Genomic DNA, 24,528 nt, shown 5'->3' on the forward strand with positions numbered 1-24,528 from the left:
TGCCGGGCCCGCCGGGGCCCGGGCCGGCTCACTGGTTGTAGCCCCAGAAGTCGTCGCTACCGTGGGAGTCGCCGGACTCACCGCCAGGGGCGGAGGCGGCCTCGACGACGGGCAGTGACTCGTCGCTGCGCCACAGGGGCCGCTCGGGCTGCTTGACGACGCCCGCGAAGATCCTCTCCAGGTCCTTCTCCAGGAGCGTCTCGCGGCTGAGGAGCTCCTCGGCCAGCTGGTCGAGCACGGCGCGGTTGCGGGTGAGGATCTCCCAGGCCTCCCGGTGGGCGTCGTCCAGCAGGGAGCGGACCTCGGCGTCGACGGTGGCGGCAACCTCCTCGGAGAAGTCGCGGTTGGTGGCGTTGAGCCCCAGGACCGTCTCGTTCTCGGTGGTGCCGAGCTTGACGGCGCCCACCGCGCTGGTCATGCCGTAGTCGGTGACCATCTTGCGGGCCGTGGAGGTGGCCTTCTCGATGTCGTTGGAGGCACCGGTGGTGGGGTCGCGGAAGATGATCTCCTCGGCGGCCCGCCCGCCCATGGCGTAGACGAGCTGGTCGAGCAGCTCGTTGCGGGTGGTGGAGTACTTGTCGTCCTGGGGCATGACCTGCGTGTAGCCCAGGGCGCGCCCGCGCGGCAGGATCGTCACCTTGGTGACCGGGTCGGAGTAGGCGCCGGCGGCCGCGCACAGGGCGTGACCGGCCTCGTGGTAGGCGGTGACGCGCTTCTCGTGGTCGCGCATGACGCGGGTGCGCTTCTGCGGGCCGGCGATGACGCGGTCGATGGCCTCGTCCAGGGCCCGGTTGTCGATGAGGTGGGCGTTGGAGCGGGCGGTGAGCAGGGCGGCCTCGTTGAGGACGTTGGCCAGGTCCGCGCCGGTGAAGCCGGGGGTGCGCTTGGCCACGAGGTCGAGGTCGACGTCGTCGGTCAAGGGCTTGCCCTTGGCGTGGACCTTGAGGATGGCGGCCCGCCCGGCCATGTCCGGGGCCTCGACGCTGACCTGCCGGTCGAAGCGGCCGGGGCGCAGGAGGGCGGGGTCCAGGACGTCGGGGCGGTTGGTGGCGGCGATGAGAATGACGTTGGTGTTGGCGTCGAAGCCGTCCATCTCGACGAGGAGCTGGTTGAGGGTCTGCTCGCGCTCGTCGTGCCCGCCGCCGGTGCCCGAGCCGCGGTGACGGCCGACGGCGTCGATCTCGTCGACGAAGATGATGGCGGGGGCGTTCTCCTTGGCCTGGTCGAACAGGTCGCGCACGCGCGAGGCGCCGACGCCGACGAACATCTCGACGAACTCGGAGGCGGCCATGGAGAAGAAGGGCACGCCCGCCTCGCCGGCGACGGCCTTGGCCAAGAGGGTCTTACCGGTTCCGGGCGGGCCGTAGAGGAGGACGCCCTTGGGGATCTTGGCGCCGACGGCGCGGAACTTCTCCGGCTCGGAGAGGAACTCGCGGATCTCCTGGAGCTCCTCGACGGCCTCGTCCTCGCCGGCGACGTCGTCGAAGGTGACGTCGGGCATCTCCTTGGAGCCGACCTTCGCCTTGGAGCGGCCAAAGCCCATGGCACCGTTGCGCCCGCCGCCCATGCGGCTCAGGAGCCACCACATGAAGCCGCCCAGCAGCAGAGCGGGCACGAGCAGCTGGATGAGCGAGGACCACCAGGTGGTGGTGGGCACCACGGAGTTGAAGCCGTCCTTGGGAGCGGCGGCCTGGACGAGGCGGTCGACCTGCTCGGCCTGGGCGTCGGTGAAGGAGAACTCGACCTTCTTGCCCACCGGGCGCGCCTCGACGTCCTTCTTCTTGGGCTGGACGTAGGTGGTCTTGAGGTCCAGCTCGACGCGCTGAGTGCCGTCGATGACGGTGATCGACTCGATCGTGTCCGGCTTGTCCCGCAGGAGCGTCAGGCCGTCGGAGGTGTCGATGGTGCGGTAGCCGAACATCGAGGAGAAAACGGCCCAGCCGAGGATGACGACCAGAAGGAAGGGCACCAACCACAGGAACGGGTTGCCCAGGGTGTCGCGGAGCTTGCGGTCGCGCTTGTTGCGGTCGTTCTTACCGGCCTTGCCCGGCTTCTCCGAGTCCTTGCGGCCGGGCTCGCGCCCAGAATCTTTCATCGTGCGGTAGGTCCCTTCAACATACTGATTCCTCAGACGTTAGCGGATAGCACGGCAAAGGTCCCATTGCGCTTGCTCACGTTCGCGCCGGGCGTGGCCGGGAAGATCCGGGGATGCGGGCCGATTAGCGGCTTCCTTCTCCCGAGAACGCGCCTGAGGGCACGGGGGTTGAGGCCCAGGGATCAGTCTGCGGCCCCTATGGTGCGTCCGCAAGACTATGACTGCCAGCTCCGCGACACCCCCATAGCAGGATTTCTCAGTGCACCTCAGCATCAAGTCGTAATTCGCTGCGAAAGGAACTGCTACCCGGCTTCGTTCGAACTTACAGACAACACCGGGAGACCTCTTCACGGGGTTCGTCGCTGTGGTTGCCAGCAGAGTCAGCGGATGAGCGGCGACCAGTGTCCACACAGCGGACATGAACTCCCCGGAGACACCAGGAGGCGAGCAAGAACCACAGAATTTCAACGCCTTCCACCAGCCACATAGGCTGTGGAACCGGCCATGTCCGCTGTGTGGACACGAAGCACTCGCGCACCGCAGGAGAACGGCCCATCCGACCACAAATCGTTGGCGGCAGGCACCATGCCCGCGTTGCTCTCAGATGGATTCGTGACAGGTGAGCTCGCAGGACTCCAGGAGACGTCACGCAGCCGAAACGCCTATACCGCAGGGATCGGCCAAGCGAACACCAAGAAAAGCGGGCGGCACAAGGAACTCAGCAGCCGCCCGCTCGTCGCCTGCTCACGAGCGGCAGGAAGCCTGTAGACCGGGAGACCGGGCCGGGTGGCCCGAGCCGACCCACGCAACCCGCTTCAGCCGCGGCGCAGGCGCAGGACGATGAGGCCACCGGAGAGCAGGATCGCCGCCATCGACAGCACGCCGATCGCCACACCGGTCACCGGCAGCCACCGCTCCCGGACGTTCTTGGCGGAGGACCGCTCCGCAGCACTCGCGCGCCCCTTGCTGCTCTGGCTGCCACTGGCACCCACGACGACCTCGTTGTGGTCGTCCTTGCCAGCTTCACCCGAGGACTGCGAGCCCGAGCCCGATCCGCCGTCGGGCACCGAGCCACCATTGGCGGACGGAGCCCCCGAAGCCGGAGTCGGCTGAGGCTTCGCCTGAGGTGAGGCCGACGACGTCGCCTGCGGGGCCGTCGTCGCACCGGTCCCGGCACCACCGCTGTCCTTCTGCTGGTCCGGAGCAGCCGCACCGCCCGCGGGGGCCGACCACTGCGGACGCGCCACCATGGACACCTCGGCCGCCGCCTGGGCATCCAGCGCCTGGACCTGCACGCCCCCGGACGAGCCTCGGGCGATCTTGCCGTCCCCCATGTAGATGCCGACGTCGTACACGTTGCCGAAGACCGTGGACTGGGCCGGGGCTGAGCCGGAGCCGCCCTGCTCGTCCGGCAGCGACTTGGAGAAGAAGACGATGTCCCCGGCGCTGAGAGCACCGTTCGAGTTCAGCCAGAGAAGCCCCTGGCCGTTGAACCAGCCGGCCAGGTCATCCGGCTTCCAGGACCCACCGAGGTCCTGCCCGATCTCGGCCCGGTACCCCACCTGAGTGTTCTGATCCGCCACGTACGTGGTGTGCGAGTAGTCCCAGCCGGAGAGCACCATGCCCACCAGCGCCGAGGAGGTGATCGCGTACGGGGCGGGGCCGCTGGCGTGCACATTCGCTCCCGACAGCGGCGTGGGACGCGACGCGTCGGACACGAGGGACCCGCCGGCGTCGGCGAAGGACTGCACCCGCGCCACCACGTCATTGGCGGCGGCGCCGTCCGAGGCGACGGTCGGGGCGACCGGGAGCCCCTGCGGCACGGCCCACTGGCCGTCGGCCAGCATGACGGAAACGGCGCCCAGCGCTCCCTCGGGAATCTTGCTCTCAACCGTGTAGGTCAAGCCACCACCGTCACCCGGCGCCTCGTCGCCGAGGGTAGTGAGAGTGCCGGAAGCGCCGCTGACCTGCGCCATCTCGGCGACCGTATCAAAAGTGTTGCCTGCGGCCGGCTCAGCGGCGACCGGGGCCATCATCGGCATGCTCAGTGAGGACGCCAGCACCACCGCACCAGCGAGGCCGACCAGCCCCGAGGCGCGTCGACGCACAGCCTTCTTCACCGCCACCAACAGTCCTTCCACTTTCACCCGCCGGGATGGGGTATCCGCAGCGTTCCACACTCGTTATCGTAACGTAACGTACACGACTCCGACCACCTGCCGCGGCGGCCAGAATGCAGGTCACGGGGCTCATGAACCCCGCCCACCATCGAGGTTAGGAACGCCTTACCCTTGATTCTCCCGTCTTACCCTCAGGTTTTGACAAGGTTGACCTGCGTCAGTCAGCCTCCGTAGACCTCAGGACGCAACGTACCGATGAACGGCAGGTTGCGGTACCGCTCGGCATAGTCCAGTCCGTAGCCGACGACGAACTCCGTAGGAATGTCGAAGCCGACGTACTTGACGTCCACCTCGACCTTGGCGGCGTCGGGCTTGCGCAGAAGTGTGGCGATCTCCACCGAGGCCGCCCCGCGGGAGGACAGGTTGCCCACCAGCCAGGACAGGGTCAGGCCGGAGTCGATGACGTCCTCGACGATGAGGATGTGGCGGTCGGTGACGTCGGTGTCCAGGTCCTTGAGGATGCGCACCACGCCGGAGGACTTGGTGCCCGATCCGTAGGAGGACACCGCCATCCAGTCCATCGGCGCGCTCATGTGCAGCCGGCGCGACAGGTCCGCCATGACGTAGACGGCCCCCTTGAGCACGCCCACGAGCAGGGGGTCACGGCCCTCGTAGTCGGCGTCGATCTGCGCGGCCATCTCGTCGAGGCGCTGCCCGATCTGCTCCTCGGTGATAAGGACCTGCTGAAGGTCCGAACCCATATCCGTGGCGTCCATCCGCCCTGCCTTCCTCATGCGTCGTCATGGTTTCGCGGGCCACCGGGGCCCGGGGAGGGTCACCGGTCCGCGTCGACGCCACAAGCCTGCCACACCGGGCCCGACCTGGCACTTCACCCCACGCGGCGCACCCACACGTCGGGGCGGGCGATCTCGGCCGGGGTGGGCAGCAGCGCGGGGTCCGTCCACACGACGTTGAGCCCCTCGTGCCCGATCCGCGCCACGACGCTGCGCACGAAGGCGGTGCCGTCGGCGTACTGGGCCTCCTTGGCCTCCAGGCCCATGAGCCGGTGCAGCAGGAGCGAGCCCAGCCCGGGGCCGGGCCCGATACCGGCGTCGGCCGCGCGGCTGCGCGAGAGCACCGCCCGCAGCCGGTGCACCGAGGGCATCCGGTTGGGATGCACATCGTCCAGGACGACCTCGGCGTGCCCCTCGAGGAAGGTGAGCGCGGACGCCAGCGAGGCGACCTCCGAACGCTCCTTGAAGTTCGTCAGCCCCTCGAGCACACGCCCCCGGCCTGCTCGCGCCGCGATGCGCGCAGCCCTCCCCGGCCGCCTCCTGAGGCCCTGCTCCCCCGTCCCGTCGGCGACCTCGCCCCCGCCAGGCCCGCCGTAGACGGCCTCGACGACGGCGCCGATCACCATGCGCATGGAGTCGCTCAGGTAGGGGCCGAGCCAGGGCGCGGCCGCGAGCTGAACGGCGTGCGTCATCTCGTGCAGGCAGACCCAGGCGGGCAGGTCGAGCATGTCCAGGTCCAGCTGGCGGCGCATCGCCAGCACGTTGGGGGCCACGAGCAGAAGGTGCGGGGACGCCTCGCCTCCCCGGCCTCCGTCGCCGTCGCCCCCGGTCCCGGCGGCGGGCACCACCTGGCCCAGGAGCCGGGTGGCGAGCAGGCTCATCGCCCCGGCCATCTCGGCGGCCCCGACGAGCCGCACCGCCTCCGAGGCCTGCGGCGCGGACACCTGCTCCATGAGACCGCGCAGCGCCCGGGTGGAGGCGCGCACCAGCCCGGCCCGGTCGACGACGCTCACGCGCGTGGTCTCGGCGACCTGCTGGGCCGCCCGGTTCAGGCCGGTGATCCTGGCGACCCAGGCCGGCGCCTCCAGGGCGGAGCGGCGCAGGACCGCTACCGAGCTGGCGCGCGCCGAGCGCGAGGCACTGGGGCCGGCCGGGATGAGCGCGGTCAGGCGCTCCACCGTCCGCCAATCGACCAGCCCCGCCGCCGTGCCCTTGCTTGTCACCGCCACGCCTTTCTCGCCGATCTTGAGAGTCTAAGAGTTAGTGGTTCATCGGCGTCACGAGCAGCCGCAGGAGGCCAGGGGCGCCACGAAGCGGCTGTCGATCACGGCGGCGGCCGCCCCGCCGCCGTTGGCGGGGAAGTCGTTGGCCAGGATGGAGAAGGCCAGCAGGCGCCCGTCAGCGGTTGTGACGACGCCGGCCAGGGAGGAGGTCCGCTCCAGCGACCCGGTCTTGGCCCGCACGGTGCCGGCCGCCGTGGTGTCGTGCAGGCGGTTGGTCAGCGTCCCGTCCAGGGCGGCGACCGGCAGGTCGGCGATGAGCGTGCGTCCGGCCGACCCGCCCTCACCCCCGGCGGCCTTCGCGAGGATCTGGGCCAGGAGCCTGGCGGGCACCTTGTTGCCCTTGGCCAGTCCGGAGGCGTCCAGAAGCGTCAGACCGGAGGTGTCGAAGCCGTCCTTGCCCAGCTGGGCGATCACGGCCTTGGAGGCCCCGGCGAAGTCGGCGCTCTGCTTGGCGTGGACGGCCACGAGCCGCCCCTCGACCTCGGTCATCGTGTTGTCGGAGGTCTTCAGCGACAGGGCCAGGATGTCGGACAGCGGGGCGGAGGAGACCGAAGCCATCTCCCGAGCACCGCCGGAGGCGGCGGCACGCGACGGCTCGCCGTCGACCGTGATGCCGGCCTCGCTCAGGTGCTTGGCGAAGGCCTGGGCGGCCTCCATGGCCGGGTCGGCCGGGTAGCCCTGGTTCTGGGTGGCCGAGACGTCCACCATGATCGGCTGGACCTTGGCCACGTACATCTCGTTGCCGGACTCCCAGCCCTCGTTCCACTGGGCGCCGGTGAACAGGGTGTCGTCCAGGTGCAGGGAGACCGACGTCGTCCCCTGGGACTTGAGCTGCTCGGCGGTGGCGCGGGCGAGGTCGCCCAGGCCCGCGTGGCCGGCCGTGGCGCTCGGGTTGCCGGCGTCCTCGGCCAGCAGCACGTCGCCGCCGCCCACGAGGGTGAGGGTCTGGCCGTCCAGGACCGTCTTGGTCTGGAGCGTATGGCCCGGCCCCATGGAGGACAGGGCCGCCCATGCGGTGAGCACCTTGTTGGTGGAGGCCGGAGTCACCCCGGTGGAGGCCGATCGGTCCAGCAGCTCCTCGCCCGTGGCGACGTCGATGACGGAGGCCGTCACGTTTCCGCCGGTCAGGGCGGCGTCGGAGGCCACGCCCTGGGCGTAGCCGGTCAGGCTCGCCTTGGAGGGCGTAGGCGCCCCCTGATCCAAACCGGCGGGGGCCGTGGTCTTGGCGCTGGGGCCGGCCGGCGTCGGGAAGGGCTGGGGGGCGACGTCGGCGTAGGCGACCGTCACCGGGCCGGGTACCAGGTCAAGAGCATCGCCCAGGCTGTAGTAGCCGCCGAAAACCAGCAGGCTCGCCGCCGTCAGGGTCGCGGTCTGGACCTTGCGCATTCGTCCTCCGGACTGGGTTGTTGACAGGCTGGGATGGCCTGTATATCAGGTAGGTGGGGCGCACGGGAGGTCGCTGCCCGCCGATGCACCGACGTGCAGAGTACGCGTTTGCCGACCTCAGGCGCTGTCGTACGCCACACTAGTGCCATCAACACCCGCCCCGCCGGATCGACGCCGACCGTCAGGCACCGTTCCAGCGCCCAAAGAGCTGAAGACACGAGCGAAGGAGGCTCCCCGTGGAGTTCGACGTCACGATTGAGATTCCCAAGGGCAACCGCAACAAGTACGAGATCGACCACGAGACCGGCCGGATCCGTCTGGATCGCATGCTCTTCACCTCCACGCGCTACCCCGATGACTACGGTTACATCGACGGGACCCTCGGCGAGGACGGCGACCCCCTGGACGCCCTGGTCCTGCTGGAGGAGCCGACCTTCCCCGGCTGCGTCATCCGCTGCCGCGCACTGGGCATGTTCCGCATGCGCGATGAGAAGGGCGGCGACGACAAGGTCCTGTGCGTGCCCAGCGCCGACCAGCGCGCCTCCTGGCGTACCGACATCGAGGACGTCTCGGAGTTCCACCGCCTGGAGATCCAGCACTTCTTCGAGGTCTACAAGGACCTGGAGCCGGGCAAGTCGGTGGAGGGCGCCCACTGGGTGGGCCGCGAGGAGGCCGAGGAGGAGATCCGCCAGTCCTTCCAGCGCGAGGCCGACCACATCGCCCGCGGGGGCCACTGACACTGACGACGACGCGAGGCGGGGCCGGGCGCATTGCCCGGCCCCGCCTGCACGTTAGAAGCGCACCGCGTAGGGCATGATGCCGGAGTAGCGCATAGAGGTCACGCGCACGGTCATGCCGAAGGTCGGCGCCTCGATCATCGTGTCGTCGCCCAGGTAGATGGCCACGTGATAGATCCCGGACTGGCTGCCATCGGATGACCAGAAGACCAGGTCACCGGGCTGGGCGGCGTCGAGCGGCACCTGGGTGCCCTCCCCGTACTGCACACGTGAGGAGTGCGTGAGGTACACGCCGGCGGCCGCGTAGGAGACCATCGTCAGCCCGGAGCAGTCCAAGCCCGAGGCCGACTCCCCGGCCCACACGTAGGGGGTGCCGATGTAGCTCATGGCCGTGTTGATGGCGGTGGAGGAGGCGTTGCCGGAGCGCGACGGCGCGGCCTCCGGCGCGGGGGCCGGGGTGGGTGCCGGGGCCGGGGTGGGGGCCTCGTCCTCGTCGTCGCTCGCCTCGGGCTCGGGCTGGGATGTGGTGGCGGGCTCCTGGGCCGTGCTCTGGTGGCCGGGGGTGGGCTGGGGTGCCTGCTCCTGAGGGGCGGGAGTCGTCTCCTGAGGCTGGGCGGCCTGCCCGGCCTGCTCCGCCTGCTTCTGGGCGAGGTCGGCGGCGGCCTTCTCTGAGGCTGCCTTGGCCGCAGCCTGGGCGGCGGCCTCCTCGCGGGCCTTGCGCTCGGCCTCGACCTGGTTCTGGTACTTCGTCTCCAGCTCAACGGTGGTGTTGCGCTGGGTGGCCAGCTGGCTGATGAGGTTCTGGCGGTTGGTCTGAGTGGTGGTGACGGCGCTCTGCGCGTCGCGGGCGGCGGACTCGGCGTCGGACTTGGCGGTCTCGGCCGAGGTCTTGGCGGTCTCCTTGTCCTTGACCTTCTGGTCGGCGATGGACTGCAGGCTCGTGGCCACCGACTGGAGGGCCTCGACGTTCTGGACCTTGGCGTTGTTCTTCTCGCCGGCACGGTCCAGGGCGACGTCGGCGTCAGCCAGGTCCGCCAGCGACTCGCTGGTGAGGTACGGGGCGAGCGGGTCGAGCGGGTTGCCGCTCTCCTGGTAGGTCTGGACGACGATCGAGCCCAGGTCCGCACGGGCGGACTCGGTGTTGGAGGCGGCGGTGTCGGCGTTGGTCTGGGCGGTCTGGGCGTCGGTGGTGGCCGTGTTGAGGTCGTCGACGGCGGTCAGGTAGTCCTCGTTGGCGAGCTGCGCCTTGATCTGAGCGTCCTCCAGGTTGCTGCTCTCCTGGGCGAGCTGGGCCTCCAGGGAGGCGATGGAGGTGGAGGTCGAGCGCTCGGAGGCCTTGGAGCGGTCGATATCGCTCTGGTCCACGGGGTCGGCGAGCGCCGAGGGCGCCAGGGTGCATGCCAGTGCCACGACTGCGGTGGCAACGACACCGTGTCCGTGTCGTCTCTGAGGGGTCGGGCTCACAGGAGTTCTCCGTCGTGATGGGGCTGAACGTGAGGATGTCGCCTCACCCGGGGACCGGCGTTGACCCACCGCCAGGATCCGTTCCGCCAGATCACGGGGAGCGGGACGGACGAGGGGACGAAGGCGGTAGGTGCATCGGCCCAGATGTGACGCCACCACACTAGTCACTTAGACCTCGATTGAAAACAGAATTCACTGTATTCACAATCGTAACTTACGTTGCTGTAGTTCCCGAGTCTTGGCTGCGCTGACACGGTTTCTCCACCTCGTCATACTTTCGTGACCCGCATGACATCCGGCACAACCAACCGTTCGTGCAGGTCAGCGACGGTTTCGTGGGGCCCGCCGAAACCTGCGGAGAGCCATCCCGGACCCGCCGCCTCAGGTCCGCGGACGGCGGGCCCGACCAGCGCCACCGCTCACTTGGCGGACACCCATTTGGACCGCCGACGGAGGAAACCGCTAAGGTCGGAGCATGTTCCGTCGTCCTGAGGCCCTCCGGCCGGACGCCCCCACCACGGGGCGAATGCGCAGCTGACGCGCACGCCGCCGTCGGCCCACGTGCGCGTCCCCGCCCTCACCCACACCATCGCAGACATTGCAGCAACGGTGACGGCGGACGAGTGAGCGCCACGATCCTCGCCCTGGACTGCGAGCCCCGGCCCCGCCGGGCGCAGCCGGTCGCCGGGCGGAACCGCCCGCGAGCGCGCCGCAATCAACGGCACAGCGCGGTCTCCGCCCGTGGCACTGACATCGCCGCCGGTCACCGGGAACCATCAAGGAGTCCTCATGACCGACCAGAACCCCAGCACCCCCGAGCAGGCCGCCGTCCCCTCCCCCACGAACCCGGCGGGCTGGCGCTTCGAGACCAAGCAGGTCCAGGCCGGGCACGACCCGCTGGCCGAGCCGACCCACTCACGGGCAATCCCGATCCACCAGACCACCTCCTACGTCTTCGAGTCGGCCGAGCAGGCGGCCGCCCGCTTCGCCCTGAGCGACCTGGGTCCGATCTACACGCGCCTAACCAACCCGACCAATGACATCGTCGAGCAGCGGATCGCGGCCCTAGAGGGCGGCGTCGGGGCGCTGCTAACGGCGTCGGGCATGGCCGCCGAGACCCTCACCTTCCTGACGCTGGGCGGGGCGGGCGACAACATCGTGGCCTCCCCCTCCCTGTACGGCGGCACCACGAACCTGCTCACCCACACCCTGCCCCGGCTGGGGATCGAGACACGGTTCGTGGCCGACCCCGGCGACCCGGCGGCCTGGGCGGAGCCGGCTGACGAGCGCACCATCGCCTTCTTCGGGGAGACGATTCCCAACCCGCGTGGCGACATCCTCGACATCGAGGCGATCGCGGCGGCCGCCCACGAGCTGGGTATCCCGCTGGTCGTGGACAACACGGTGGCCTCGCCGTTCCTGACCCGCCCGATCGAGTGGGGAGCGGACATCGTGGTGGCCTCGGCGACCAAGTTCCTGGGCGGGCACGGCTCCTCCGTGGCGGGCGTGATCGTGGACTCGGGCAACTTCGACTTCGCCGCCCAGCCCGAGCGCTTCCCGCAGTTCAACACGCCCGACGAGTCCTACCACGGCCTGGTCTACGCCCGGGACCTCGGGGTGGGCAGCCCGCTGGGCGCGAACCTGGCCTTCATCCTCAAGGCCCGGGCCGAGGGCCAGCGCGACCTCGGCTTCCCGCTGGCGCCGCACTCGGCCTTCCTCATCGCCCAGGGCGTCGAGACGCTCTCGCTGCGCATGGAGCGTCACGTGGACAACGCCCTGGCGGTGGCCACCTGGTTGGAGGGGCGCGACGACGTCGCCTCGGTGCGCTACTCGGGGTTGACCTCCAGCCCCTACTACGAGCTGCACCGCAAGTACTGCCCGCGCGGGGCGGGCTCGATCGTCACCTTCGACCTGCCCGGTGGGCGCGAGGCGGGGGCGGCCTTCATCGACGCACTGGCCCTGTTCTCCAACCTGGCCAACATCGGCGACGTGCGCTCCCTGGCGGTCCACCCGGCCACCACCACGCACTCCCAGCTCGACGACGCGGGCCTGGCCGCGGCCGGGATCAGCGCCGGTACCGTGCGCCTGAGCGTAGGGATCGAGCACATCGACGACATCCTGGCCGACCTCGAGCGGGGGCTTGAGGCGGCCCGGACTGTCGGGGCCTGAGGCGGCTTCCCATGAGCGCAACCACGTCTTCCTCCTACCCCGTCTCCCGCGGCAGCGCCGAGACCGAGCCGGCCGCCTTCGGTGTGGGGACCGCCTCCTCCAAGCTCGTCGACCGCAAGGCAGGCTCCCCCACCGGGGCCTGGCGGCCGGGGGACGAGCCGGGGCGCCGTCGGTTCCTGGAGATCGGGGACCTGCCCCTGGAGTCCGGAGAGGTCCTGCCGAACACGGTCCTGGCCTTCGAGACCTGGGGGGAGCTGAGTCCGCAACGCGACAACGCGGTCCTCGTGCTGCACGCGCTGACCGGCGACTCCCACGTCACCGGTGAGGCGGGGCCCGGGCACCCGACGCCGGGCTGGTGGTCGGACCTGGTGGGGCCAGAACGGGCCATTGACACCGAGCGCTACTTCGTCGTGGCGGCCAACATCCTGGGTGGCTGCCAGGGCTCGACGGGCCCGTCGTCGACGGCGCCGGACGGGCGGCCCTGGGGGTCGCGCTTCCCGTGGCTGACCACGCGCGACGCCGTCGAGGCAGAGGCCCGCCTGGCCGACGCCCTGGGGATCGAGGTCTTCCACCTCGTCATCGGGGCGTCACTGGGCGGGCACCGGGCGATCGAGTGGGGGGTCACCCACCCGCAGCGGGTGCGCAACCTGGCGCTGGTGGCCACGGGTGCCTCAACAACCGCCGACCAGCTGGCCTGGTGCCATCTGCAGGAGCTGGCGATCGTGGCCGACCCCTTCTTCTTCGACGGCGACTACTACTCCCACTCGGTGGGGCCGGTGCGGGGGCTGGGGCTGGCGCGGGCGCTGGCTCACACCACCTACCGCAGCGCCGCCGAGCTGGATGAGCGCTTCGGGCGGCGCCACCAGGGCGAGGAGGACCCGGCGGTGGGCGGGCGCTACCAGGTGGAGTCCTACCTCGACTACCACGCCGGCAAGCTGCTGGCGCGCTTCGACGCCAACACCTACCTCATCGTCACCCACTCGATGATGGTGCACGACGTCGGCACCGGGCGCGGCGGCATCGAGGCGGCGCTGGCGACGGTGCAGGCGCGCACGCTCGTAGTGGACGTGGACTCCGACCGACTCTTCCTGCCCGCCCAGGCCGAGGAGCTGGCCGGCGGCATTCCGGGAGCGAGGCGCGAGACGATCACCTCCCTGCACGGGCATGACGGCTTCCTCATCGAGGCCGAGCAGATGGACACGATCCTGCGCGACTTCCTGGCCGGGGCATAGACATCAACATTTTCTTCACACACGACGCGGCTCCGGGTCGTTTCTGAAGTTTTTGTCGGTGAGTGAAGAATCGGTGAGCGAGAAAACCGTCTTGGCCCCTCCTCCCGGCTCGGGGCCCTGGCGCTATTGGGCCCGGCCGGGCAGAGCCGTTGGCGAGCAGATACCATCGACTCGTGGCTAACGATCGTTCGCTCTCGACGCGGGAGCGCCCCGGACTGGATCCGGAGGCGACCAGCGTAGAGGCCGGATTATGAGAGGCCCGGCATGAGACACGCACTGCCCGCCGCTGGACTCATCGGCGCCGGAATCGCCATCTACGGCGCAGCTCAGGCCCTTGGACTCAGACGAGCACGCGCCGCGGCCCGCGCGCGACTGATCACCCTGCCGGTACGAAGGATCGCGCTCAGTCACGGCGACGTCGCCTACATCGACTGCGGACCCGAGCCCATTGGAGGCAGCGGCAGTCCCGGCCGCGGCTCCGACTGCGAGACAGTGTTGTCGGTTCACGGGCTGTACGGCGGATACGACCAGGCCCTCGATAACGTCGGGAGCCTGTCCGAGCACTGCAGGATCATCGCGCCGTCACGCTTCGGCTACCCCGGCAGCACCGTGCGGGGCGATGGCTCACCGGCCGACCAGGCGGCTGCTTTCAACGAGCTGCTCGACCTCCTGGGGATCGAGCGGGTATTCGTCCTGGGAGCGTCAGCCGGCGGAACCTCCGCCATCCGCTTCGCCCTGGACCATCCCGACCGCGTCAAAGGACTCATTCTCCTGAGCTCGGCCGCGCCCTGGCCGTCCCGGCCCGCTACGCCGCCCGGTCGTATGGGGCCGCCAGCGATCATGAACCACGACTGGATCATGTGGCTGCTCTCGCCACTCTTCGGGCCCATCCTGGGCATGGCCCCCGAGACCGTCAACGGCATGCTCCCGCTCACCGAGCGCAGGACGGGAACGGACATCGACACCTCGATCACCAATCGGGACATGGCGGTGTACTTCGAGGACTATCCGATCGAGGAGCTCGAGCCGCCCGCCCTGCTCCTGCACGCCCTGGACGACAGGATGGTGACCTTCGCTCCCCCAGCGGGGCACGTGCAGTCATCCATGCACCGGTACCCGGAACTGACGACGGCGATCTTCCGCACCGGCGGGCACCTCATCGTCGGTCACGGCCGCCAGGTCGAGGACACGATCCTCCGCTTCATCGACAAGCACGCCGACTGATACCGGCCGTCGGGAACGCCAGCGCCTCACATCAACATTTTCTTCACACACGACGCGGCTCCGAGTCGTTTCTGAAGTTTTTGTCGGTGAGTGAAGAATCGGTGGGTGAGAAAACCGTCTTGGCGTCCCCTTCCGGCTCGCGGTGGGATCATAGGGACGTGAACGCAACGACCGAGCACGCACCGGTGGACGCCTGGGGGCCGGACTTCCTGGGCCCGGGCTTCGAGGCCCGCACCCTGGAGCTGCTGCCCGACGACGAGGACGACGGCGCCGTCGCCACCCTGGTGCGCCACCTGCCGGCCCTGGACTCGGGCGCCCTGCCGGGCACACCCACCAGCCCGCGCTTCATCTACCTCTACCTGCACGGCTGGAACGACTACTTCTTCCAGACCCACCTGGCCCGCGAGATCTCCCGTCTGGGTGGCGCCTTCTACGCCCTGGACCTGCGCCGCTACGGCCGCTCCTGGCGCGAGGGCCAGATGCTGGGCTGGTGCACCTCCCTGGCCGACTACGACGAGGACCTGGGGCTGGCCCTGTCCGCCATCCGCGCCGACCAGGGCTGGGAGACCGAGCTCGTCCTGTCCGGCCACTCCACGGGCGGGCTCGTCGCCTCACTGTGGGCGGACCGCCACCCGGGGGCCCTGCGCGCCCTGGTCCTGAACTCCGCCTGGCTCTCGCTCCAGGGCTCCGAGCTCGTGCGCACCGTCGGCGACCCGGTCCTGCGCACCCTGGCGCTACGCGATCCGCGCATGTCGATCCTCGACGGCTGGGTCGACCCGGCGCGCGCCTTCTCCATCACCGACGGCTGGGACCCCGAGCGCGACGGCGAGCTGCCCGATCCCTCCTGGGCCGACGACCCCTACGTCACCGGCTGGGACATCAATCCCGCCTGGTCCATCAAGCCCTCCGCACCTGTGCGCGTCGGCTGGCTCCAGGCCGTCATGGAGGGCCACAACCGAGTCGCCCAGGGCCTGGACATCCGCTGCCCGGTGCTGTCCATGAGCGCCGCCACCACCCGGCTCGGAGTGACGTGGACGCCGGAGTCCAGGAGCGCGGACACGATCATCGATGCCGACGCCACCGCCCGGCGCGCCGTCATGCTCGGCAAACTGGTGACCATCGCGCGCTTCCCCGGAGGGGTCCACGACCTCACCCTGTCCGAGCCGCCCGTACGCGAGCAGGTCTTCTCCGCCCTGCGCCGCTGGATGTCCGCCTACGTGCTGCCCTGAGCCCTGCCCGGCAGGCGGCTCAGGCCAGCCCATTGCGGTAGGCCCATACGACGGCCTGGACCCGATCGCGGGCGCCGATCTTGGGCAGGATCCGCGTCAGGTGCGACTTGACCGTGCTGGTTTCGACGATGAGCTCGGCGGCGATCTCCGCGTTCGACATGCCGCTGGCCAGGAGCTGGACGACCTCACGCTCCCGCTCGGTGAGCACGCCGAGCGCCTCCCGATTCTCGACCTTGCCCTGGCGGCGGGCGAACTCGGCGATCACCCGGCGGGTGACGCTCTGGTCCACCAGGCCGTAGCCCAGGGCCAGGCGGCGCACGGCATCGACCAGCTCCTCCGGCTCGCAGTCCTTGAGGATGAAGCCGTCCGCCCCGGCCTCCAGAGCGCCGAAGACGTCGGCGTCCATGTCGAAGGTGGTGACGACCAGGACCGACGGGGTGCCGCCCTCCCGCTCGGAGACGATCTGGCGCGTGGCCGTCAGGCCGTCCCCCTCGGACATCCGCAGGTCCATGCACACGACGTCGGGACGGGTCGCGCGCACCACGCGCACCGCCTCCCTGCCGCCGGAGGCCTCTCCCACCACCGTGATGTCGTCGTTCTCCTCCAGCAGGATGCGGAAGCCGGCGCGAATCACCGCCTGGTCATCCACCAGAACCACCCTGATCACGCGTCCTCCTCCCGGTCCAACGGCAGGACCAACCGTACCCGCCAACCGCCGCCCTCCACCGGGCCGGCCTGGAGCGCACCGCCGACGGCGTCGGCCCGTTCCCGCATGACCGTCAGGCCGGTGCCGCCACCACCGGGGTCGGTCGGCAGTCGGCGGGCCGGGCCATTGAGCACGCTCAGCTCGAAGGCGGCCTCAAGGCGTGTCACTTTCACCGTGATCGGGGCTCCGGGAGCGTGCTGCAGGGCATTGCTGATCGCCTGCTGCGCCACCCGGAAGACGGCGGTGTCGGCCCGCTGCGACAAGACCGACATGCAAGCGGCGGCGTCTCCGGAGGGCACACCACCGGAGGTGCTGTGGGTGGTCCCATCACCCGGCTCGTCACCCAGAAGGCCATCGTCGAGCAGCTCGATGTCGACGCCGAGCGCCCGGGTGGAGGCGACCAGCTCAGGCAGGTCGCGCAGCCCGGGCGAGGATTCCTCGGCCTCCTCGTCACTGCGTAGCAGCCCCACCACGGAGCGGAGCCCGGAGAGGGTCTCCTTGGCCTGCCGGCGCAGCTGTTGAGTCGCCTCCCTGGCCGTCTGCGGGTCGCGGTCGATCAATCGCTCGAGCGCGGCCGCCTGCACGACGATCCCGGCCAGGTGGTGGGCGGCGACGTCGTGCAGCTCACCGGCAAGGCGGCGGCGCTCCTGGATGAGGGCCACCTCCAGCTGCCGTCCGTGCTCGCGCCTGAGGAGCTCCTGGCGGGAGTGCTCGTACCTGCGGCTGCTGGCCAGCGCCGCCCCGCCCAGCATCGGCACCAGGTAGATCGCCAGCGTCACCAGGGCATTGACCATGTGCAGCTGCCACGGCACAGAGGGTTGCCGCCAGGTGGCGATCGCCGAGTAGCTCAGGGACAGTGCGGCCAGGAGAGGCGCCGTTCGGCGCAGAGGAAACCGCATCCCCATGCCGAAGGACACCACGAACTGGCCGTAGCCGCTGGCGACGTAAGTTGCCGGAAGCAACAGCAATGTCACCGCCTCCGCCGACCACACCAGCGCCTGGCAGACCAGGGGGCGACTGCGCCACAGCACAAGCGCCAATCCCTCGGCCGCAAGCGGAACAGCCGTCGCGGCGAACCACGGCCAAGGGTGAGCCGGCACCGAGCTACTCGCGAGAAGCACCGCCGTTGGCTGGACCACCGCGAAAGCGAGGGCCAGCAGCACGTCGTTGCGCCGGATCGAGACCGGGCTGGTGGGATCGGACAGGCTCATGGCTGTATTGTCATCGACGGGCACCGACCTCGACGTCCCCCGGTCATATCCCGAGGCTGGGTGCCAGGGCGTTGCCGGCCCAGGCCCACCAGGCCAGAGCCACCAGCGCCGCCAGGAGAACAACCGACATGGTGATCCTCCGCCAGCCCGCCCGACGCCTCAGGGCGATGACCAAGTCGGCCGCTGCAGGAATGACGGCCACCACCCCCAGGGCCTGAAGGACCTGGGCACATCGTGCCACCGGGATCAGCCAGGTGAAGGAACCGTCGATAAAATTCGTTGGATTAGCCATAATGACGAGGAGCAGCCCGATCCAGGTGAGCTGGGCGGACAGCGCCACGACCCCGCCGCCCCGAGCCACGCGAGTCAGCCACGGCACCGAGGCGCCGACCTCCTGGCCCCGCTTGAGGGCCCGACGTCGTCGCAGCGCCCCGACCGGCCAGGCCACCGTCACCACCAGCAGCAGAACCAGGCAGACACCGAACACGGGAGCAAGCGCCTGCTGAACCGGCGTGGTAGGAAGCAGGGTGTAAGCCGGTCCCGGACTCAGGCTGACGACCTTGCCGTCCTTGACCTGCGCGGCAATGACCCCGGCACCGTCGACCTGGCGCCAGACCCACGGCTCGACCTCAACATACGGCGATTTATTAGGCACGAGATCTCCGTTGAAAATGAGTTTCCCGTCACCCGCATGCTCAATCGTCGCCGGGCCAAGAACAGGTACCCAGGCTGTCAGGAAGGTGGCCCAGAAGCTTCTGCTAACCACATAGGAGCCGGCTACCTGGCGGGCGCGGTCGGCGGAGTCCTTACCACCGGAGGCCTTGACCGCGTCTGCGGGGAAGTAGCGGTCGGCGAAGCCCTGAGCCAGGTCCTCGCGCAGGTTGTTCGAGGAGTCGCTGTCGTTGCCGTCACCGTTGTAGGAGATGAAGATGCCGGTCTTCTCCTCGGGGTAGAGCTCGAACTTGGAGTGCCAGCCCGAAATGTCGCCACTGTGCTCCACAATGCGCCGGCCGTGACGGCTGAGCTCGAAGTAGCCCAGGCCCATCTCCCCGGCCTTGGCCCTATTGCCGAGCCGCTCCTCCCCCAGTCCGGGGGACCACATCTGCTCCCAGGTCTCCTCACGCAACAGCTTCGGTGAGCGGCTCAGCTGAGCATTCATGAAGGCCGCGAAGTCCGGAGCCGAGACAGTCAGCGAATCGGCCGGGAAGTCACCCATGAGATCGAACGGAACCTCCTCACCCGTGGAGGTGTAGCCCGGACCCAGCGAACCGGCCAGCCCCGCGGGCAGAGGCTGCTCATAGGTGGAGGTAGTCATGCCCGCCGGCTCCAGGACGTGCTCACGCACATAGACCTCGAAGGGCTGACCACTCACCCGCTGCACGATGTAACCAGCCAAGGCGATCCCGTAGTTGGAGTACGCCGGGGTAGTGCCCGGCGCAAAGACCTGCACCGGCGGGTCACTCTTGACGGAAGCCTCCAGGTCCGTCATCGGGGCAACTTTCCACCTCTCCTCGAAGCCCGCCGAGTGAGTCAGCAAATGACGCAGGGTCAGAGGCTCATCAAAGCGCCGCTCAATCTCAAAGTCCAGGTAGGCACTGATATCGGCATCGAGATCCACCTTGCCCTGCTCCACCAGCTGCATCACCGCAATAGAGGTCGGAATCTTGGAGATCGAGGCCACCCGGAACAAGGACGTCTGCGGGTCCACGGCCACCGGTTGCCCACCCGAGGCACCCGTGTCAGCCCAACCGTAACCACGGGTGGTCACCACCTGACCGTCCTTGACCACGGTCACCACGGCGCCGGGGATGTCTCCGTTCTTGAGGGCATCGGGCAGTTTCCCATCCAACCAGGCGTTGACGTCCTCGGCCGTCAGCTGATGCTCCCCGGACGGAGGCTCACGCGGCGGCAGGCCAGCCGACGACGACGTCGAGCCACAAGCTGTCAGCAGGGACAGTGAGGCCAACAAAGCCACCACAACCAGGGCCATGGCCCTGCGCGTCACGTTGCGCGTCGCGTTCATGTTCATCTCCCCGGCCCGCGTGATCGGGAAAGCCGCGAGCCGCCTCAACCCTCACGTTTTCGGGCGGCTCTCCTCTACGGGCGCAGGACGTCAGGGGGCTTACGACCTGCGATGTAAGGGACTCGACCACACGAACGAGGCAGCAAGGACGCGACCCCGCTGGCTCGCCGGCCAGCGCAACAGTCCCTCAGGGACACGCGGCCGCACCCCATGGCTCGCGGACTGCGTCAGACGGTCCGACCTCAAGCCATAGGGTGCGGTCGCGAAAGCAGGATGATGGGCAGAACCGGCTCAAAAACGGAGGTCGGCAAGAGGTCAGGCCGTTGCGGTAGGACCACGCAACGGCCTGACCCCGGTCACATCCCGAGGCTGGGTGCCAGGGCGTTGCCGGCCCAGGCCCACCAGGCCAGTGCCACCAGTGCCGTCAGGAGAATGGCCGACATGGTGACTCGCCGCCAGCCCGCCCGACGCCTCAGGGCGATGACCAAGTCGGCCGCTGCAGGAATGACGGCCACCACCCCCAGGGCCTGCAGCACCTGAGCACATCGTGCCACCGGGATCAGCCAGGTGAAGGAACCGTCGGTGATAGTCGATGAATTGGCCACGAAAACAACGAGCAGCAGGGTCCAGGTGAGCTGGGCGGACAGAGCCAGGACCCCGCCGCCCCGAGCCACACGGGTCAACCACGGCACCGGGGCGCCGACCTCCTGGCCCCGCTTGAGGGCCCGACGTCGTCGCAGGGCACCGACCGGCCAGGCCACCGTGGCCACCAGCAGCAGGACCAGGCAGACACCGAACACAGGGACAAGCACCTGCTGGACCGGTGTCACGGGGATCAGGGTCAGCGCCGGTCCTTGGCTCAGGCTGACGACCTTGCCGTCCTTGACCTGGGCGGCAATGGCGCCCCGCCCGTCGACCTGCCGCCAGACCCACGGCTCAACCTCGACCAGCTGGGTCTCATCGACCTTGAGCTTCCCATCGCCTGTGTGCTCGATCGTGGTCAGCGCCAAAGCGGGCATCCATGCGGACAGGAAGGTGGTCCAGGAGGTCCTGCTGGGCATGTAGGAGCCGGCTACCTGGCGGGCGCGGTCGGCGGAGTCCTTACTGCCGGAGGCCTTGACTGTCTCGCCGGGGAAGTAGCGGTCGGCGAAGCCCTGAGCCAGGTCCTCGCGCAGGCTGCTCGAGGAGTCGCTGCCGTTGCCGTCACCGTTGTAGGAGATGAAGATGCCGGTCTTCTCCTCGGGGTAGAGCTCGAACTGGGAGTGCCACCCCTGGTTGTCTCCGCCGTGCCCCACCACTCGCTGGCCGTTACGGGAGAGGTCGAAGTAGCCCAGACCCATCTCCCCGGCCTTGGCCCGGTTGCCGAGCTTGTCCTCCCCCAGCCCGGGCGACCACATCTGCTCCCAGGTCTCCGCACGCAACAGCTTCGGTGAGCGGCTCAGCTGGGCGTTCATGAAGGCCGCGAAGTCCGGAGCCGAGACAGTCAGCGAGCCAGCCGGGAAGTCACCCATGAGCTCAAAGGGAACCTCCTCACCCGTGGACGTATAGCCGGGGCCCAACAAGTCGGCCATCTCCTTGGGCAGGGGCTGCTCATAGGTGGAGGAGGTCATCCCCGCAGGCTCCAGGACGTGCTCACGCACATAGGTCTCAAAGGGCTGACCACTGACCCGCTGCACGATGTAGCCAGCCAGGGCCATGCCGTAGTTGGCGTAGCCCGGGGTGGTTCCCGGCGCGAAGACCTGAGCCGGCGGATCATTCTTGACGTAGGCTTCCAGGTCCGTCGTCGGGGTGAGGCTGCCGTGTTCCTCGAAGCCCGCCGAGTGAGTCAGCAAATGACGCAGGGTCAGGGGCTCATCGAAGCGCCGCTCAATCTCAAAGTCCAGGTAGGCACTGATGTCGGCATCGAGATCCACCTTGCCCTGCTCCACCAGCTGCATCGCCGCAATAGAGGTCGGAATCTTGGAGACTGAAGCCACCCGGAACAGGGACTTCTGCGGATCCACAGCCACCGGATTCCCACCCGAGGCACCGGTGTCAGCCCAACCGTAACCGCGGGTAGTCACCACCTGCCCGTCCTTGACCACCGACACCACAGCACCCGGAATACCCCCGTTCTTCAGAGCATCGGGCAGCTTCCCATCCAACCAGGCATTAACATCCTCAGCCGTGAGCTGATGCTCACCAGACGGAGGCTCACGCGGCGGCAGACTGGCCGACGACGACGTCGACCCACAAGCGGTCAGCAGGGACAACGAGGCCAACAAAGCCACCACAACCAGGGCCACACCCCTACGCGTCACGTTGCGCGTCGCGTTCATGTTCATCTCCCCGGCCCGCGTGATCGGGAAAGCCGCGAGCCACCTCCAGACTCGCGGCCCCAGGCGGCTCTCCTCTACGGGCATGGGATGTCAGGGGGCTTACGACCTGCGATGTAAGGGACTCGACCACACGAACGAGGCAGCAAGGACGCGACCCCGCTGGCTCGCCGACTGCGCAGCTCAGGAGCTGCGGTCGGCGAGGTCGTCGCGCAGGTCCCCCAGGTGGGCGCCGCGCACCCCCACGCGCCATACGCGCCAGCCGTCGGCGTCGGTGACGTCCTGGGCGGCGTTGGCTGCCGAGGTCGGGTCAGTGAAGGAGCGACCGTCGGACAGGGTGATAACGCCCTCCACCGACAGGATGGCCTCGTGGTAGATGCCCCGGCGCAGCCGCTGCCAGATGAGCTGGGTCGGCTCCCCGAGCGTGGCCGCGACGGCCGCCAGCTCCGCGGTCTCCTGGACCAGGAGGGACTTCGAGGGATCCCCTCCCAGCGCCTCGGCCACCGGGTCGAGCGCGTCGGCCGACCCGCGCAGAGGCTCCCACGACACGAGCGGCACCGCACCAGTGGGCGCCTCCGGGCGGGCCTCGTTGGGGGCCACGGTGGACCACGCCTCAGCGGCCCTCGCCGAGTGCCCGCCGGCCTCGGGAGCGTCCGAGGCTTCGGCAGGCGCCGCTGCGGCATGCGAGGTGGGAGACGCTGATGACGCATCCTCCTGGGACGGAACCTGGGCAGCCCGTGAACGCCTTCCCATGCGGGTGTGGGAACCGACGTCGCGCGATGTATCGGAAGCCTCCGGGGCCGGCCTCGCACCGAGCGCACCATCGACTGCGGCCCCCAACGGCTCGTCCGAGCGAGCGGAGGCGGCTGAGGCCGCTGATCCGCCGCCCCCGGACAGGCTGCTCCCGCCGAGAATGTCAACGCCACCGGCCAGGGCCGCAATCGCCCGAGCCTCGGCGGCGTCGGAGGCATCAGATGCCTCGGGGACCTCAGCGGCCTCTGGCCGGCTCGACTCGACTGCCTCCGCGTTCTCAGGGTTCTCGTCTACAGCACCGGCCGCGGCGTTCGCATCGAGCGCGGGCAGGTTGCCCGTCACCTCACGCTCGTCGGCTTCGGGGAGGTAGGAAACGGTGTCGCTTGCAGCATGACCAGTGCCGTCACCGGCGGCGTCACCCACGGTGTCCTCGGGCGGGCTCTCCTCGGGGCCGACGGAGACCTCGGCGCCAGGGGCGTCAGCGGATTTCTGGGAGGCGTCGTCGGCCGGTCGGGACGCCGGGTCACCGCCCTCAGGCCGAGTGGTATCCGGGCCCTCGGCCGAATCCGCGGGTCCGTCCTCGGACCGGGCCTCGGCCCCGTCCTGATCGGCCAGGGCGGGCACCTGGGGCTGCTCGGCGGTCACGGCCACCGGCTCGAACAGCTCGGAGAGCGCATCGGCGGCACCCGTCGCGGCGAAGGCGCCCGCGGGAGTCGCGGTAAACGCGCCCACAGGAATGGCGACGTCACCGTCGCCGGCATCCGCCTCAGGCTCATCCACCGGCTCCGGCGGCAGGACGATCTCGATGGGGCCGGTCACAGGGCTCATCTGCTCGGCCTGCTCGGAGGCGTCGAGGGCACGCGAGCCGGCCGCGCCGGTAGAGGCCCCGCCGGCAGAACCGGCCAGGGCCGGGCGGGGCGCACGGGCCACGAGCAGCGGTCCTCCAGCGGCCACGTCCGTCCCGGAGATCTTCTCCACCACGACGACGATGCGGGACTCGTCCACGATCCGCACGTCCACCTCGTGGATCTCCAGCCCGGAGGAGGCCAGCACGCCCAGTCCCCCGACGACGTCGGGCTCCAGGGAGGCGCTGAGGATCGTCAACCGCGGACCGGGCTCGACCTGGGCGGGCATGGCCTCGCGGAACTCGTTCCAGTCCTGGCTGAAGGCCCCCAGCCCTCCTGCGTACCGGCTGGCGATCTCGCGGCGCCCCGCGGCAGCGGCCTGGGTCAGGCGTGACATGGCGGACAGCAGCCCGGCGGAGTCGACACTCTCCAGGACCTCGACGACGACGACCTGCCCGGTGGCGTCCAGGGCGGTCAGGCTCGCGCCGCCATCGAGCTCGTCCCAGGCCAGGGGAAAAAGCGGGCGGCGCAGGACATCGACGATCTGACGTTGGATGGCGACCAGACTGTGGGACAGGGTAATGGCGTCAGCGGAGCGTCCCAGGCGCACGGGCAGGAGGTGGTTGCCGTCGAGCTCGTACATGGCCATGGATGGGGCCGCCTTTCCTCGTCGTCCTGCTCCGCGATGGCCTCCGGTAGACTCAGGCACACGCGTGGGCAACTCAGGATCGAGTCGCCCACTGCCGCAGTGCCCGGCCGCCCTGTCACGACCGCCAGCACACGGCAGCGTATCTCATCACGGCAACGTAGGGCGGGCCGCCGCCTCATGACATCTGCCCACGCGCTATGAGAAATCCGCCGACGGACGCGCATGTCGTGGTTTTCTCTCAGGGTTATCCCTGATTCTTGGGAGAGACGGGTCTCATGGCTTCATCCGCCTCC

Annotated in this window: 16 protein-coding genes; 5 read left to right on the forward strand and 11 right to left on the reverse strand. The window is 69.4% G+C overall.

What is annotated here, in order from left to right; translation table 11 throughout:
- Positions 1–28: 28 nt before the first annotated feature.
- From ftsH to dacB, 5 genes are all read right to left on the reverse strand, one after another.
- Entirely contained in the window at positions 29–2,095 is a 2,067-nt protein-coding gene (gene ftsH, locus BKH33_RS09145) for an ATP-dependent zinc metalloprotease FtsH (RefSeq protein WP_003781090.1), read from the reverse strand.
- Positions 2,096–2,910: 815 nt separating this feature from the next.
- Complete coding sequence (locus BKH33_RS09150; RefSeq protein WP_003781075.1) at positions 2,911–4,221, reverse strand: hypothetical protein; 1,311 nt, start codon at positions 4,219–4,221, stop codon at positions 2,911–2,913.
- Between the two features lie 215 nt (positions 4,222–4,436).
- Entirely contained in the window at positions 4,437–4,991 is a 555-nt protein-coding gene (gene hpt, locus BKH33_RS09155; RefSeq protein WP_003781095.1) for a hypoxanthine phosphoribosyltransferase, read from the reverse strand.
- A 113-nt stretch (positions 4,992–5,104) separates the two neighbouring features.
- A complete protein-coding gene (locus BKH33_RS09160) occupies positions 5,105–6,232 on the reverse strand; it encodes a zinc-dependent metalloprotease (protein ID WP_232621476.1) in 1,128 nt (375 codons plus the stop codon).
- 54 nt (positions 6,233–6,286) lie between these two features.
- Positions 6,287–7,678: a D-alanyl-D-alanine carboxypeptidase/D-alanyl-D-alanine endopeptidase gene (dacB, locus tag BKH33_RS09165; protein WP_003781767.1), complete on the reverse strand. Its 1,392-nt coding sequence runs from the start codon at positions 7,676–7,678 to the stop codon at positions 6,287–6,289.
- 236 nt (positions 7,679–7,914) lie between these two features.
- Here dacB and BKH33_RS09170 point away from each other — a divergent pair, with 236 nt between their 5' ends.
- Positions 7,915–8,415: an inorganic diphosphatase gene (locus tag BKH33_RS09170; protein WP_003781763.1), complete on the forward strand. Its 501-nt coding sequence runs from the start codon at positions 7,915–7,917 to the stop codon at positions 8,413–8,415.
- A 54-nt stretch (positions 8,416–8,469) separates the two neighbouring features.
- Here BKH33_RS09170 and BKH33_RS09175 read toward each other — a convergent pair whose 3' ends face one another.
- The gene (locus tag BKH33_RS09175) at positions 8,470–9,879 is read right to left on the reverse strand and encodes a C40 family peptidase (RefSeq protein WP_081392077.1); all 1,410 of its coding nucleotides are present in this window, start codon (positions 9,877–9,879) and stop codon (positions 8,470–8,472) included.
- Positions 9,880–10,668: 789 nt separating this feature from the next.
- On the opposite strand from BKH33_RS09175, the gene BKH33_RS09180 reads away from it, so the two are divergent.
- From BKH33_RS09180 to BKH33_RS09195, 4 genes are all read left to right on the forward strand, one after another.
- On the forward strand, positions 10,669–12,048 hold the full coding sequence (locus tag BKH33_RS09180; RefSeq protein WP_003781760.1) for an O-acetylhomoserine aminocarboxypropyltransferase/cysteine synthase family protein: 1,380 nt from the start codon (positions 10,669–10,671) through the stop codon (positions 12,046–12,048).
- An 11-nt stretch (positions 12,049–12,059) separates the two neighbouring features.
- Entirely contained in the window at positions 12,060–13,280 is a 1,221-nt protein-coding gene (gene metX / locus BKH33_RS09185; protein ID WP_003781766.1) for a homoserine O-acetyltransferase MetX, read from the forward strand.
- Between the two features lie 264 nt (positions 13,281–13,544).
- Positions 13,545–14,504, forward strand: a complete 960-nt coding sequence (locus BKH33_RS09190; protein WP_003781765.1) for an alpha/beta fold hydrolase — start codon at positions 13,545–13,547, stop codon at positions 14,502–14,504.
- Between the two features lie 158 nt (positions 14,505–14,662).
- Complete coding sequence (locus tag BKH33_RS09195) at positions 14,663–15,733, forward strand: alpha/beta hydrolase (RefSeq protein WP_003784837.1); 1,071 nt, start codon at positions 14,663–14,665, stop codon at positions 15,731–15,733.
- 19 nt (positions 15,734–15,752) lie between these two features.
- Here BKH33_RS09195 and BKH33_RS09200 read toward each other — a convergent pair whose 3' ends face one another.
- From BKH33_RS09200 to BKH33_RS13890, 5 genes are all read right to left on the reverse strand, one after another.
- A complete protein-coding gene (locus BKH33_RS09200; RefSeq protein ID WP_003784842.1) occupies positions 15,753–16,400 on the reverse strand; it encodes a response regulator in 648 nt (215 codons plus the stop codon).
- Positions 16,397–17,650, reverse strand: coding sequence for a sensor histidine kinase (locus BKH33_RS09205; RefSeq protein WP_003784840.1), 1,254 nt, complete (start codon positions 17,648–17,650; stop codon positions 16,397–16,399). Before BKH33_RS09205 ends, BKH33_RS09200 begins: the two co-directional genes overlap by 4 nt.
- 43 nt (positions 17,651–17,693) lie before the next feature.
- Complete coding sequence (locus BKH33_RS09210; RefSeq protein ID WP_232621477.1) at positions 17,694–19,673, reverse strand: serine hydrolase domain-containing protein; 1,980 nt, start codon at positions 19,671–19,673, stop codon at positions 17,694–17,696.
- A 356-nt stretch (positions 19,674–20,029) separates the two neighbouring features.
- Positions 20,030–21,991 (reverse strand): serine hydrolase domain-containing protein, encoded by a 1,962-nt coding sequence (locus BKH33_RS09215; protein ID WP_232621478.1) that lies wholly within the window; start codon positions 21,989–21,991, stop codon positions 20,030–20,032.
- A gap of 180 nt (positions 21,992–22,171) precedes the next feature.
- On the reverse strand, positions 22,172–24,235 hold the full coding sequence (locus BKH33_RS13890) for a restriction system modified-DNA reader domain-containing protein (RefSeq protein WP_076076168.1): 2,064 nt from the start codon (positions 24,233–24,235) through the stop codon (positions 22,172–22,174).
- Positions 24,236–24,528: the final 293 nt, after the last annotated feature.

The organism is Actinomyces naeslundii (assembly GCF_001956585.1).
Classification (GTDB): domain Bacteria; phylum Actinomycetota; class Actinomycetes; order Actinomycetales; family Actinomycetaceae; genus Actinomyces; species Actinomyces naeslundii.